Genomic DNA, 13,892 nt, shown 5'->3' with positions numbered 1-13,892 from the left:
CGGCATGTCGTCCGTCCGGTACCGCTCCCCGCGCGGCCCAGCGGCTCCCGAACCGGGTCTGGGGACTGCGGTGCGGCGCTGGTGCGGTGGTGCTGAGCGGTTACGTGATGGTGGTGCCGGCCCGCGCCTCGCTCAGTGAGCGACCGCGCGTGCCATGGATCCGCGGCGTGGCTGCATCGGCACCCCGCCGGGGTCCGCCGTCGCCCTCGCCGGCTGCCGCCCACCGCCCGGCCCCGTGGGGCCCGCCGGTGCGGCGCTGCGGCGCGGCTGTGCCGCCACGCCGTTCTGGACGTCCATCACGGCGTGCGCCACGAGGCCGCCCATCGGGTCGTGCCTGATGAGATCCCGGAGCCGGGAGCGCGATGAACGCCCCTCGTTCCCGGGGTACAGATGCTTGCCGAGACCGACCGCGTGGGCCAGGGCGGCGAGCGCCGCGGTCCGCGGGTCCGGCGGTACACCGGTGCGGATCGCCGAGTCCAGCCGGGACCTGATGTCCCTGCTGATTGCCGTGTCCGTCGCCTGGTAGCGAGTCGTCGGCAGTACTCCGCACATCTGGCCCGAGACGGCATGCACCATGCCGCACCGCTCCAGGTGCGCGAGGTAAATCTGGCGCAGCCCCAGTCGGGGCCCGCCGATCCAGTGGACGGCCCGAACCGGGCTGCCGCGCCTGCGCAGCAGTTCCAGTGCGGAGTCCAGAGTCGGATCTCCGGTCGGCCGTGGCATCACCACGGCGATACGATCCCCGTCAGGGGCTATCCGTCCGGCCAGCGCCAGCTCTACAAGCTGTGCTCCGGCCAGACCGAGGTCGAGCGACTGCGGCTGCGCTGTGGTACCCGTGGCCGGGTCCAGAGCGAGCAGCAGAAGCTCCTCCGGAATTGTTCTGCGGCTCCTGCCCATCCATGCCTCCCCGCGTGGATGAATGACAGGGTGACCCCTCTCACATTGGTCTGTCGAGAGCGCGTGGGCGGGATGTACGGGAACCAGCAGGTATGTCGTTCTCGTCTACCACGGGGGTTAAGCCCTCACACAGGACACTGGTACACGGTTCGGACAGTGGGTCCGGCCCGGAGTTTGGCGCACGGCCAGCACACGGTCAGCATTCAGCATCGGCATACGGCATGGCGTACGAGGAGGCATCGGTGGCGGGCGAGACCCCCGACAGGTCGAAGCAGCGGAAGTCGTCGGGGAACCCGACTGCGGCGGATTCTTCTGAGCCGGCGCCGGCGGAACGGGACCCGCGTCTCGCGATGACCCGCGAGACGCCGGAAGTCCGGGAGGACACCGCGACCGCGGTCTTCTCGACGAAGGGCGTCGCCGACGAGGCGGCCGGTTCCGACGAGGCGGCCGGTTCCAGAACATCTGATTCCGGAACCTCTGATTCCGACGCGTCCCCGTCCGGGGAGGGCGCGACCGCCCCCAAGGCGGCGGCTAACGGCGACGCGCGACTGCGGAACGCGGTGGCGGCGTGGGTCGCGACGTCGGACGAGGACCCGGGCGAGGAGTCGGGCGAAGCGTCGCCTGAATCGCCGCGATCGCCGGAATCTTCCAAGGCGCCGGATTCGGCGAAGCAGCCCGCGCAGGACGCCCCGGCAGAACCGGCCGAGGACGAGCCCGCGACCGGCAGTGACGCTTCTGCGGAGACGGCTGAGGACGACACCGCAGCGGAGGCCGAGGCAGAGACCGACGCAGAGACCGAGGCAGAGACCGGCGCGGAAGCCGAGGCCGACACCCCGGCCAAGGGCGACGACGCCCCCGGCGCCAAGTCCACCGGCGTCGACCAGGCCACCGCCGTCTTCAAGGCCCCGACCCCCGCCAAGGGCGTCGATCAGCCCACCACCATGCTCAAGCTGGGGGACCAGAAGCCGGCCAAGGACGCGAAGGACGCGAAGGACGCCAAGGACGCCAAGGACGCCAAGGACGACAAAGACGCCGAGGCCAAGAGTGCAAAGCGCACTGCAAAGCCCGAGAGCGACGCCGAGCGGACCAGCAAGTTCGTCGCGCTGAAGCCGCTCGACGAGCCGTCGGCCAAGGCGACCCCCAAGGCCGCGCCCAGGACCGCCCCCGGCGACAAGCCCAAGGCGGACCCGAAGACCGGCCCCGGCAAGGCGGGCCCCAAGTCCGCAGCCGCGGCCACCGCGGCACCGGCAGCAGGGGCACAGGCAGCAGCCGCATCCGCATCGGCCCCGGCCGGGCCGACGCCCCCCGCCACCCCCCAGGCGCCCCCGCCGGTGGAACGCACCACCCAGCAGCCCCTGCCGCCCAAGCCGCCGATCGACCTGCTCGCCGAGCTGACCAACACCCCGCCGCCACCGGAGACGCCGGTCCGCACCGCCGTGCGCCGGGTCAAGATCTGGACGCCGCTGGTGCTGCTCCTGATCGTCGTGTTCGCAGTCGTACAGGCCGTGCGGCCGCTGCCGACGCCGACCCTCGCGCTCACCGCCAAGGAGACCGTCTCCTTCGACGGCGGCAAGCCGTCCATGCCGTGGCCGGACCAGGGCCAGGCCGCGATGGACGTCAACGGCATCGGCACGTTCGGCACGTCGGGCGACCAGAAGCCCGTGCCGATCGCCAGCATCGCCAAGGTCATGACGGTCTACCTGATCCTGCGCGACCACCCGCTGAAGAAGGGCGGCGACAACGGCCCGGAGATCCCGGTCGACGCCGCCGCGCAGAAGCACTACGAGACCGGCAAGGCGGAGAAGGAGTCCGTCGTCAAGGTCACCGAGGGCCAGAAGATCACCGAGTACGAGGCGCTGCAGGCGGTCATGCTGCCGTCCGCGAACAACATCGCCAAGCTGCTCGCCCGCTGGGACACCAAGAGCGGCTCCGAGGACGCGTTCGTCGAGAAGATGAACAAGACCGCCAAGGAGCTGGGCATGAAGAACACCCACTACACGGACCCCAGCGGCCTCGACAAGACGACCGTCTCGACCGCCGAGGACCTCGTGAAGCTCGGCCGTGCCGCGATGGAGAACCCGGTCTTCAACGAGATCTCCCGCCAGCCCAGCTACAAGGACCTCAATGGCGACAAGCAGACCAACTTCTTCCGCCTCGTCCCGACCGTCGCCATCGGCATCAAGACGGGCACGACCACCGCGGCCGGCGGCAACATCCTCTTCGCCGCGGAGAAGCTGGTCGACGGCAAGAAGCAGACGATCATCGGTGCCACCCTCGGCCAGTACGGCAAGAACGGCGTCGCCAACATCGACGAGGTGACCGCCGTCACCCGCAGGCTCATCGAGACCGGCCAGAAGGCGCTGACCTCGAAGACCATCGTCAAGAAGGGCGACGTCGTCGGCCAGGTCGACGACGGCCTCGGCGGTACGACGCCCGTCGTCGCCACCAAGGACGTCTCCGCGGTGGGCTGGTCCGGTCTGACCGTCAAGCTGATGCTCGACGAGGAGAAGGGTAAGACGATTCCGCACACCGCGAAGGCGGGCACCGAGGTCGGCGTGCTGCACGTCGGCGACGGCAAGGGCAAGGGCGACGCCGTCGAGGTGCCGGTCGCGCTCCAGAAGGATCTGAGCGAACCGGGCTTCGGCGCCAAGCTGACCCGGGTCGGCTGAGCCGGGGCGGGAAGCCGCCGCACCTCCACGGGAGGAGGCCCCACCCCGGGCCTCCTCCCGTCGCTGCGTGCTAGCGTCACAGACTCGGGGAGTAGTACGCCGGGGCGGAGGACGAGTGTTCCGGGACGAACTCTCGTCGGCACGGGCCCGGGGTACTCCGAAAACACGGACGACACGGGGAGATCCTCCAGTGGCCACAGCGGAGCCGACGCGCACCGAAGACGACGCCGCGCCCGACACGGGCAGCGGCCGCCTCACCGGTGCGCGAATACAGCTGCCGGGCCAGCGCCGCGCCCCCGACGAGGGCCCCGCCCTCTCACGGCAGCAGCGCTTCTTCCGCCACCCGGTGACGATCACGACGGCGGTCGCCGCCGTGCTGCACGTCGTCTGGTTCTTCGTCTTCGCCAACAGCGGCGGTGACCTCGCGGCGCAGGACGCCTGGGCCGAGTTCGTCGGTCGGCACCCCGCGTCCGCGTACAACCTCGGCTGGTACGGCGGCATGCACCCGGTGTCGTACAGCGTGATCTCGCCGTACCTCATGTCGGTGCTCGGCGTGCGCACCACGATGATGATCGCCGGGACCGTCTCCGCCGCGCTGCTCACCATGATCCTGATGCGCAGCCGGGCGGTGAAGGGGCTGCTCTGGCCCACCGTCGCGGGTGTCTTCGCACTGCTGTGCAACGCGGTGTCGGGGCGTGTGACGTACGGCCTCGGCCAGATGTTCGCGCTCATGGCGGTCGCCGCCGTCTTCTGCTGGCCGCACCGCTGGCGCTACAAGCGGTGGGCGAAGGCGCTGGTCGCCGCGCCGTTCGCGGCACTCGCGACGATGGGCAGCCCGGTGGCCGGGCTCTTCGTCGGGTTCGTCGCCGTCGCGCTGTTCCTCAGCAAGCGCTACCCGGGCGCGTACGCGCTGGGACTCGCGCCCGCCGCCGTCGTGGGCCTGTCCGCGTGGCTCTTCCCGTTCTCCGGCACGCAGCCGATGTCGTTCGGCTCGGCGTCGCTGCCGCTGCTCTTCGCCGCCCTCGTCTACTACGCGGTACCGAAGCAGTGGAAGACCGTGCGGATCACGACGGCCGTGTACGCGGCGTTCGTGCTCGGCGTATGGCTGATCAACTCGCAGATCGGCTCCAACATCTCGCGCCTCGCGATGTCGTTCGCGGCCGTCGCGCTGCTCGCCGCGCTGCCGTACGCCGTGCCGAAGTCCCGCAAGTGGTACGTGATCGTCGTCGCGGTCGCAGGCTTCACCGGATGGGTCGGGTTCAAGGCCATCGACGACATCGTGCACACGCGGTCGGACGCCTCCTGGACGCGTGAGGTCGCGCCGCTGGTGCACGAGCTGAAGGAGCGGGGCGCCGCGAAGGGCCGCGTCGAGGTGGTGCCGGCCCGCAGCCACCGCGAGGCGTCCGCGCTCCCCACCTACGTACAGCTCGCCCGCGGCTGGAACCGGCAGGCCGACATGGAGCGCAACCCCCTCTTCTACGACGACACCCTCAACTCCGCGAACTACCACGAGTGGCTCCAGCGCTGGTCCGTGCATTACGTCGCGGTCCCCAAGGGCGAGCCCGACGGCGACGGCGGCAAGCGCGAGACGCAGCTCATCTCGGACGGCCTGCCGTATCTGCGGCAGGTGTGGGTCGACACCAACTGGAAGCTGTACGAGGTCACCGACCCGACGCCGCTCGCCGGGCCGAACGCCGTCGTGGAGCGCGCCGAGCAGACCGAGATGACCCTGCGCGTGCAGAAGCCGGGCCGCGTCACGATCCGCATCCCGTACTCGCCGTGGCTGAGCGTCGTCGACGCCAAGGGCAAGGGTGTGGCGCAGCCGAAGGAGACCGACGAGTCGAAGCGGCGGCGCGAGCACGACGAGCGGCGCCCCAAGGAGTACTCGAACGTCAACGGCTGCCTCCTGGAGGCCCCGGAGGACCACAACGGCGACGAGTGGGTCGAGCTGATCGCCCCGAAGGCCGGCACCTACCGGCTCGGCTCGCCCTACCAGCTGCCCCGCGGCACGCCCTGCCCGGAGGAGATGCGCCGCTGACGCGGTCAGCCGTACCCGGGCCGGACACAGGCTCTCAGCCGCCCGGTGGCGCGCAGATCCCTGACGTGGGCAGGTGCCCGGGGCCCGCTTCCGCGGCGGCCCCGGCGCGCACGGTGTCGAGCTGGTCGAGGAGTGCGTCGAGCCGTCCGCCGGACGGGTTCCTGAAGTACTGCAGGACGGCCCGGTGGAACGCGTCGCGCAGGCCCGGCGGCATCACGTCCGAGGCGTCGAAGCACAGCGTCCGCGCCTTGGCGGTGAGGATCCCCGCGATGCGCCGCCCCGTCGGGTCGGTGGGCTGGGGGTCGGTCGCGTCGGGGAAGAGCGGCCGCAGTTCCGCCTTCGCCCCGCCCCGCCAGAGGTCCCGGGCGCGCCTGCCCGAGAGCCGGTCGACGAGGGCGCGCGCCGCCGGGTCGCGGGTGAAGACCGCGGCCATGTCGCCCGCCACCTCATAGACCCCGTCGTACGCGGAATGGCCGCCGAGGAAGCCCGCCGCCGGGTCGACGCGGACCCGGTCGCCCGCGTACACGTACCGGATGAAGGCGCTCTGGTGCTCGTGCGTGCAGCGGGGCGAGAGGGAGTCGAGCAGGCCGCGCGGGGCGCCGCCGCGCCTCGGGTCGGCCGTCCCCACGTACGACGTGGTCAGCGACTGGTCGATGGCGGCCTTGGAGCGGTGGCCGAGGAGCCCGGCCCAGGTCGTCCACGCCCTGCGGACCCGCGGGTCGTGCCAGCTGAGGCGCCCGGTGGCCCACTCCGTGTACGCGGCGGGCCCCGCCTGGTGGAGCAGTATGTCCTCCACCCAGTCGGTGCCGGGCCAGCCGGAGGTGGCCTGCGAGGCGAGGCCCACGCACCATTCGGGCGTCCTGGCCGACTGCCCCTCCTTGCTCCACACCAGGCTCTTGAGGTCGACCTTCAGCGGCACCCAGTAGGTGCGGCGCATGCCGTTCACGTTGAGCGGCAGGGTCCAGGGCGGGTAGGCGCGGGCGGTGGCGGCGCGGCCGAGCGGGGTGAGGCGTCCCGCGCGGGCGTACTCGGTCAGTTCGCCGAGGCTGTTGAGGATCGCCACGTCCGGCGGGTCGCCCGCCTCAAGCTGCGCGACGAGCGTCTCCCGCAGGGAACGCGTGCCCTGGTACGTGTACGTCTTGCCGGTGCCGTCGTCGAGGCGGTGCAGCATCTCCTCGAAGGCCTTGCCCTCGGGGCCCGTCCAGGGGCCGAGCACCACGAGCGTCTCGGGCCGCCCGCCCCCGCAGGCACCGGCGGTGACGGCCAGCAGGCAGGCCGCGAGGAGGGCGCGCAGGACGGCACCCGGCCGGATCACGCGGCGGCTCCCGGGCGGGAGATGAGGACGTACTCGCGGCGGTAGGCGTAGAGCGTGCCGCCCGTCAGGACGGCGCTCAGCAGGCCGACGGGCGTCACCCACGGCGCGGTCCCGCCCAGCGACCAGAGGCGTCCCGCGGCCAGGTCGTGGCGGGCGCGGGCGTCGAGGGACGCGATGAGCAGCGGGTCCCGGGGGCCGAAGGGCTTGTCGTCGGTTCTCGACTCGATGACCGGGGACGTCCGGCGGGCCAGGTCGCCCGCGGTGGACACCACCCGCTGCTGCGCCCGGTGGGCGAGCACGGCATCGGCGGTCAGGAACGGCACGGCGAGCAGCGGCACCGCGGCGACCAGGAGCGGGACGCTGACGTACAGGCGCAGGCGGTGGCGGAGGAAGAGCTGGGTGCGCCACAGGCCGGACGCGAGGAGGGCGAGGGCGAGTCCGGCGACGACGGCCGCGGCGATCACCCGGCCGCCGAGGGCCGCGCGGTCGGCGAGTCTGGCGCGCAGGTGGGTCTCCAGGGTGGTGATGCGGTCGACGACGGCGGTCGCGTCGGAGCCGGAGTCGGGGCGGCACGGCGGGTAGCCGTCGCCGGTGCCGGTCGCCTTGGCGGTGGCCGGGGTCGAGCAGAGCATGCTGCGGGCGTACGAGAGTCCGGCGGCGCGCAGCGCGGGGTCGGCGACGTTGTTCTGGGCGAAGGCGATCCAGGTGCCGTAGTCGACGACGAGCCCGGAGACCACGTCGAGCTCCTGGCGTTCGGCGGTGGTCAGGGCGCCGCTGCGGGCCACCTGGTTGAGGCGCTGCACGGCCCGCGTCGTGCGGGTGCTGTACCGCTTGCTCAACCCGCTGAGCCGCACCGACTCCCCGGCGGCCAGGCTGTGGCCGGCCTCGCGGTCGGCGATGCGCAGCGACGTCTCGGCCTCGGCGAGACCGACGAGCGCGGGAGTGAAGCTGTCCCGCAGGGCGGTCGAGTCCCCGCGGACGTCGGCGTACGCCCAGCCGAACGCGGCGGCCGCGACGACGGTGAGCAGTGGCAGCGCGACGAGCCGCTCGCGTAGATAGGCGCTGTTGCGCGGCGCCTCGGTGAGCGGCGCGGGCCACGCGTACCGGAGCAGGGAGCGCAGCACGCGTACGGCGAACAGCCGGGCGGTGCGCCGGCGGGCCGTCACGGGGCGCCGCCGGAGGGCGGGGAGGCGGGCCGGGGGACGTGGGGCGACGCGGGCCGGAAGGCGCCGGGGAGGACGGTCGTGCTCGACTGGATGCGGGCCGCCTCCACGTCGAACTTGGCGATCCGCTCCCGGAGCCGGACCGCGCCGGGCGCCGAATCGCGGACGCGGACGAGGCGCCGCAGATGCTCCTGCATGGCGGTGTCGCCCGCCTCGACGGCGAGCCGCCAGGCCGTGCCGAGCAGCGTCTCGGCCGCCGCGCGCCTGCCGTGCTTCAGCTCGGCGCAGGCCTCTTCGAAGGTGCGGTGCAGCTCCTCCTCGTGGCGGTAGTGGGCGACCTGGGGGTCGAGGCGGCTGTAGAGGTCGGCGTCGTCGGTCCAGCGCATCAATACCGGCTGCGGGTCGGGGAGTTCGAGCGCCGCGGCGCCTTCGGTGTCGAGCTCGACCTCGGTGAGCAGGAGCTCCTTGCCGAGCTGGGCGGGGTCGTAGGGCGCGCCGACGCAGAGCAGGTACGCGCGGGTCTCCTCGCCGTACGGGCCGAGGGCGTACTCCTCGACGGGGCCGCCCGTACCCTTCTCCACGCCGGACAGGTCGACGTGGTCGGGGTCGAGCGCGGCCCGCGTCGGATGGACCTGCTCGAAGGAGTGCGGGCGCACCCCGGCGCGGTGGTAGAGGCGCAACCGCAGGCCGGTGACGTCGCGCTCGGCGGCCCGCCCGGTGAGCGCGGCCACCTCGCCGGGCAGCCGTGTCAGATCCGCGACGGCCCGGGTGCGCCCGCTCAACGCACCCGCGATCAGGAGCAGTTCCTCCGTCTCCCAGGCGTCGCCGATGCCGACGACGTCGCAGGTGAAGGCCCGCGCGCACCGCTCGACGCGCTCCCGCAGCTCCGCGCGCGTCTCGTAACCTGGCTCGTTCTTCCCGTCGGTGAGCAGCAGCGCGTGGCGTACGTAGCCGCCGGCGCCGGCGGCGGGCAGGTCCCGGAAGAGGTGCCTGGCGCGCTCGAGCCAGGTGCCCATGGCGGTGCCGCCGCCCGGGGTGCAGTCGTGCAGGGCGGCCTCCGCGGCGGCCCGCGACTCGGTGTGCGCGACGGCGAGTCCGGGCCGCCTCGGGTAGATCATGGCGGTCCTGTCGCCCCCCGCCACCAGGGCGAACAGCGAGCCGTCCGGGATGCGGGCGAGCGCGCTGACAGCGGCGGCGCGGGCGGCGGCGAGCCGGCTCGGGGGCATCACCATCGACGAGGAGTGGTCGATGAGCAGGATCTCGGCGAGCCGGGGCCTGGCCGCACCGGCCGCGCCGGCCGGGTAGGCCACATCGGCCGTTTCGGCCGCCGGGTCCCGCACGGTGGCGGCGGGCGGCACGGGCGCGGCGCCCGGTCTGCGTACCGTCACCGTGAGGACGGCGTACATCCGTGCCGCCTCCGCGGCGCCCGGCGAGCGGGGGCGGGGCAGCTCGACGACCTGGCTCACCTCGAGGGCGACCGAGGCGGCCGGTTCCTGATCTTCATGCCCAGCCATGGGGTGTCCTTGCCGAAGCGGGAGTGCCGGAATCCGAAGGGACGTACCGCGTAGGCGCGGTCGAGAAGGAGTTCGGCGAGGGGCGTTCCGGTGCCGTCGTGGTCGTCGCCGCCCGGGGCCGAGCGCGCGGCCTGGTGGGCGAGACCCCGGTAGAAGCGGGCGAGGTCGGTTCGCAACGCCCGCTCGTCCGCCGGGAACTGGAGCAGCGGGTCGGCGTGCGCGGCGACGGCGCGCAACTCGGCGGCGGTCAGGCCACCCCTTACGCCCTCGCCCGCGTGGAGCAGCCGGTGGGCCGCGCCCCACACCTCCGCCTTCATCCGTACGCGGGACTGTTCATCGGTCAGGCCGTGCGCGGAGAAGAGCTGGGCCAGCGCGCGCACCGCCGCGCCCAGACCGGCCGCGTCCCCGGCGTGGTCGACGAGGATGCGCACGGCGGCGGTACGGGCGGCGGTGCGGTGCCGGGAGTGCTGGGGCACCGCGTCGAGCGCGGCGATGGCGGCCGTCAGGGCGTCGGGGCCGCCGAGTGCGATCCTGGCCCGGACGGCGCCGAACGCGGCGCTGCCGAGCGAGGGGTTGCGCAGCCGCACCGCCTCGTAGAACGTCAGCGCCTCGTGCCTGCGGTCCAGGCGCTCGGCGCAGTAGCCGAGGGCCAGCTTGGGCGCGTACTCGCCGGGGATCGCGCCGTAGACCCGGTCGAAGTGGCCGCGGGCCTGCGCCACCCGGGAGCGGGCGAGCGCGAGCAGTCCCCGGTGCCAGTCGAGCCGCCAGTCGTAGGGGGCGCGGGCGGGGCCTATGGCGTCCTCGGCCAGGGCGAGCGCCGTCTCGGCCTCGGTGAGCGGCCCGCCGTCCGTGCGCGGCGCCGCCCGCAGCCGCAGCCTGCACCGCAGCAGATGCACCTCGGGGGAGTCACGCCAGTCGGCGGTGTGCTGGAGCAGCGCCTCGGGGTCGTCGTCGCTGAGCCGGCTGAGCTCGCCGTGGTGGTCGTCGTCCGGGTCGGGGCGCGGCACCGGAAGGCGCCGGGCCACCTCGGGCGGGTCGGGCGCGAGGTGGCGGGGCGCCGACGGCGGGGCCGCCCAGCGCGACACCTCGGGGGCGGCGCCGAGACCGCCGTCCAAGGCGTACGCGGACTGCAGGAACAGCGGCGAGGGCTCGAAGGTCTCCGCCCCCGTCCGCAGTGACCGCAGCTCCCGGAAGACGCCGCGGAGCTGCTCGTCCATCTCCCTGGCCGTGGCGAACCGCCCCGCGCGCGCCGTGCGGGTGGCGCGGCGCAGGACCCTGGCGAGGGAGACCAGGCCGAGCCCGCGGTGGTCCGCGACGGCGTCGTTCAGCGGGTCGAGCGCGGACAGGTCCGCGAGGTCGTGGCGGGTGGCGCCGATGCCGCACAGGGTGCGCAGCGTCTCGCCGAGACTGAACAGGTCGTCCTGCGGCGCGGACTCGCCGTGCTCGCCGACGCTGGGCGCGCGGTAGAGCCCGGTGGTGAGGCCGGGCACGCCCGCACGGCGCACGCTGCCGACGTCGACGAGTTTGGTGGTGGAGCCGTCGTGCATGACGTTCGGCGGCTTCAGATCGCCGTACACCTTGCCGCGTTCGGGGGCGTGCAGATACGCGAGGGCGGCGAGGATGCGCACGCCGTACGCGAGGACGAACTCCAGGAAGCGTCGCCCGCCGAACTCCTCGGGGTGCTCGTGCGCGCGGGCCCGCACCTCTTCGAGGTTGAGCCCGTCGACGTACTGGAGGACGAGGAAGTCCCCGACGCCGGTGTGGTGCCCGTAGTTGAAGACCCGGATGAACCCGTCGTGGTTCAGCTCCACCAGCTCTTTCCGCTCGCCCTCAAGGAGGCTGTACGAGTCGGCGGCGAGCTCGGCGTGCAGCATCTTCACGGCGACCGCGCGGTCGCCGACCTTGGTGTCGTGGGCGAGGCAGACCTCACCCATCCCGCCGTATCCGAGGGGCCGCACCAGGCGGTACTGGCCCGCGAGCAGGGTGCCGGGCGGCAGCGGCAGCGCGCTCGGGGCGTCCGGCCCAGGACCGCCGCTGTCCGCGCGGTCCAGGAGGGTGATCTCGGGCAGGACGGTGGGGTCGGGGTGCTCGGGTGGCAGGTCGATACGGGCGGGGCGCGGGGGTGGCCCGGTGGTGTAGCCCGGTTCGACGATCCAGTGCTGGGAGGACTCCCGCTCCTGGGAGCCGGAGCCGGAGCGGGGGGCGGAGCGGGTGCCGGAGTCGAAACCGGTCGCCGCGCCCGACTCCGAGCCCGACTCCGAGCCCGACCCCGACCCCGATCCCACCCCCGACTCCGACCCCGATCCCGCCCCCGGTCTCGACCCCGGGCCCGTGTCGCTCGCCGGGCGGACCGCCGCGTCGGAGTGCAGCCCGGTGTGCGGGTCGACGCGCTCGCCGCTGGCCAGGCAGTAGCCGGTGGGCGTGAGGGTTCCCGTGCAGCCCGGGTGCGGGCAGGACTTGACGGCACTCACACGTCACCGTCCTTGCCCGCGACCGCGCCCGCGTCCGCCAGGCGCCGCACCACCCGCGTGAACGCCGCGACCGCCCGCTCGGCGTCGGCCAGCGGGCAGGGCCCGGCCATCAGGAGCCGCTGGGCCTCGCGGTAGGGGCCGACCGCGTCGGGGTGCTCGGCGAGGCCGCGCCGGGCGAGCCGGGCCAGATGGTCCCTGAGCAGCCCGCGCAGCCGCAGATGCTCGTCGAGCACGCCGCGCAGCTCGCTCTCCGCGCGCTCGGCACGCAACAGGTAGGTGTCCACGGCCTGTTCGGCGTACGAGAGCTTCTCCAGGAAGCGCGGTCCGCCCCGCCCCGTCATCGGCCGCAGTTCGTTGCTGAGCTGCACCGTCCACAGGGCGGCCCGCGCCGCGTACCCGGTGGCGACCGGCGGGTCGACGACGTGCGGCTCCACGCGGTGGAAGAGCCGGCGGGCGTTGCGCTCGGTGGCGGCGAGGGCGTCGACGCGGGCGCCGATCCGCTGGAGCCACTGCGCGGCGCGCTCGGCGGGCAGCAGCCGCTCCGCGAGAGCGTAGGTGAAGCCGTGGGTGCTCGACTCCACCACGAGCAGCAACCGCGCCCCGGCGTCGGCCAGTTCACCGAGGAGGCGGACGGCTGCGGCCGGTTCGGTGACGGACCGGTCGGCGTGGAGCACGGCGACGGCGGGACGCCGCCGCGGGACGGCGCCGCCGCGCGGCGCGTGCCGCAGTTCGTGGCGCAGTACGGCGAGGGCCTCGCGCAGCTCCGGCCGGCCGGGGTCGTCGAGCGCGGCGCCCTCCAGGTCGATGACGAGGCCGATGCTGCCGACCTGCGGCGCGATGCCCGCGCGGGACAGCAGGGAGTCGCCGCCGGACGCCAACTCCATGGGCCGCACGGCAAGTTGGGGAGACTGCTCCCGGTCGGCCATGTTCAGGACGACGTACAGGGCCTGCCGGGCGCGTTCGTCGCCCTCGGCGATGAAGAGGACCTCGGTGTCCCACGCGTCCTGCGCGCCGTTCAGCCAGCGGGTGACGGTGTGCTGCAGACCGTGCGGGCGGGCCGTGCGGGCCGCGTCCGCGGAGACGACGCGGTGGCCGGGGATGGCGTGCGGCCCCCGCACGTACCGCTCGGCGAAGCGCCGGAAGTACTTGGCGACGGTGGCCGCCGGGATCATGTAGCCGTGCTCGCCCCGCTCGTCGGCCTGCGCCAGGATGCCGAGGATCCGGTCCGTGCCCTCCTCGCGCACGCCCGCACCGCTGAACCCGCCCCGCAGCCGCCGCGCGGGCCCCGCCTCCGCGCCCGCCCCGGTCAGGTCGATCTGCACCCGCTCGTCACCCTCCCCGCCGGGCCCCCGGCAGACCCCGGTGAGCCACTGGCCGCCCGACTGGTACTCGGGGAAGCCGTCTATGAGGACCGTGGCGCCCCGGTAGTCGAGCGTGCGGTGCAGGGTGACCGGCGATGGCAGGGGCGCGGGGCCGTCCAGGACGAGCATCGCGAGATCGCCCTGCGCCTTGCCGAAGGCGGGCACCCAGTGCCCGGCCTCGACGGTCGCGGTGCGGTGCGGGGTGCGCTCGAGGCCTTGCAGGAGCGGGAACTCGACCTGGACGCGGTCGGGCCGCAGCCCCGTCGCCGGGTCACGGATGACATGGGCGCAGGTGAGCACGCGGTCGGCGCCGAACAGCACCCCGGCGCCTAGCACGTCGCCGCTCCCCGACGCCGCCCACCGCCGCAGCCGGACGCGCCAACTCGAATGATCCATCGGAGAGTTGACGCCCCCGTCCGCAGCTGCCGCAGCCCCCTCCATGCTTCCTCAGGATAGGTGCGGGA

General features: G+C 73.8%; 8 protein-coding genes. 2 read left to right on the top strand and 6 right to left on the bottom strand.

The genetic code is table 11. From position 1 onward, the window contains the following. Window positions 1-132 precede the first annotated feature (132 nt). Complete coding sequence (locus ACFVYR_RS18600; protein ID WP_384253558.1) at window positions 133-897, bottom strand: GPP34 family phosphoprotein; 765 nt, start codon at window positions 895-897, stop codon at window positions 133-135. A 350-nt stretch (window positions 898-1,247) separates the two neighbouring features. Between ACFVYR_RS18600 and ACFVYR_RS18595 the strand changes: the two genes are divergently transcribed. Next, window positions 1,248-3,566 carry a D-alanyl-D-alanine carboxypeptidase gene (locus ACFVYR_RS18595; RefSeq protein ID WP_384253556.1) on the top strand — a complete coding sequence of 773 codons (2,319 nt, stop codon included), beginning with the start codon at window positions 1,248-1,250 and terminating at the stop codon, window positions 3,564-3,566. 190 nt (window positions 3,567-3,756) lie between these two features. After that, complete coding sequence (locus ACFVYR_RS18590; RefSeq protein WP_384253554.1) at window positions 3,757-5,604, top strand: MFS transporter; 1,848 nt, start codon at window positions 3,757-3,759, stop codon at window positions 5,602-5,604. 34 nt (window positions 5,605-5,638) lie between these two features. Here the strand turns inward: ACFVYR_RS18590 and ACFVYR_RS18585 are convergent, their stop codons facing one another. From ACFVYR_RS18585 to ACFVYR_RS18565, 5 genes are read right to left on the bottom strand one after another with little or no spacing between them, the layout of a single operon-like run. Further along, window positions 5,639-6,919, bottom strand: a complete 1,281-nt coding sequence (locus ACFVYR_RS18585) for an extracellular solute-binding protein (RefSeq protein WP_384253552.1) — start codon at window positions 6,917-6,919, stop codon at window positions 5,639-5,641. Beyond that, entirely contained in the window at window positions 6,916-8,085 is a 1,170-nt protein-coding gene (locus ACFVYR_RS18580; RefSeq protein ID WP_384253550.1) for a hypothetical protein, read from the bottom strand. The genes ACFVYR_RS18585 and ACFVYR_RS18580 overlap by 4 nt, the downstream gene beginning before the upstream one ends. After that, window positions 8,082-9,596, bottom strand: coding sequence for a VWA domain-containing protein (locus ACFVYR_RS18575; protein ID WP_384253548.1), 1,515 nt, complete (start codon window positions 9,594-9,596; stop codon window positions 8,082-8,084). The genes ACFVYR_RS18580 and ACFVYR_RS18575 overlap by 4 nt, the downstream gene beginning before the upstream one ends. Next, the gene (locus ACFVYR_RS18570; RefSeq protein WP_384253546.1) at window positions 9,545-12,067 is read right to left on the bottom strand and encodes a tetratricopeptide repeat protein; all 2,523 of its coding nucleotides are present in this window, start codon (window positions 12,065-12,067) and stop codon (window positions 9,545-9,547) included. Before ACFVYR_RS18570 ends, ACFVYR_RS18575 begins: the two co-directional genes overlap by 52 nt. Continuing rightward, the gene (locus tag ACFVYR_RS18565; protein ID WP_384253543.1) at window positions 12,064-13,824 is read right to left on the bottom strand and encodes a trypsin-like peptidase domain-containing protein; all 1,761 of its coding nucleotides are present in this window, start codon (window positions 13,822-13,824) and stop codon (window positions 12,064-12,066) included. Before ACFVYR_RS18565 ends, ACFVYR_RS18570 begins: the two co-directional genes overlap by 4 nt. Between the last annotated feature and the right edge of the window lie 68 nt (window positions 13,825-13,892).

Source organism: Streptomyces sp. NPDC058284, from assembly GCF_042881135.1.
Lineage (GTDB): Bacteria > Actinomycetota > Actinomycetes > Streptomycetales > Streptomycetaceae > Streptomyces.
This window is presented reverse-complemented; position numbering and strand designations above follow the sequence as displayed.

Bases quoted from the DNA above. Each gene is read 5' to 3' on its own strand.
- ACFVYR_RS18595 (WP_384253556.1), top strand. From the start codon at position 1,248: ATGACCCGCGAGACGCCGGAAGTCCGGGAGGACACCGCGACCGCGGTC.
- ACFVYR_RS18575 (WP_384253548.1), bottom strand. From the start codon at position 9,596: ATGGCTGGGCATGAAGATCAGGAACCGGCCGCCTCGGTCGCCCTCGAG.
- ACFVYR_RS18565 (WP_384253543.1), bottom strand. From the start codon at position 13,824: ATGGATCATTCGAGTTGGCGCGTCCGGCTGCGGCGGTGGGCGGCGTCG.
- ACFVYR_RS18600 (WP_384253558.1), bottom strand. From the start codon at position 897: ATGGGCAGGAGCCGCAGAACAATTCCGGAGGAGCTTCTGCTGCTCGCT.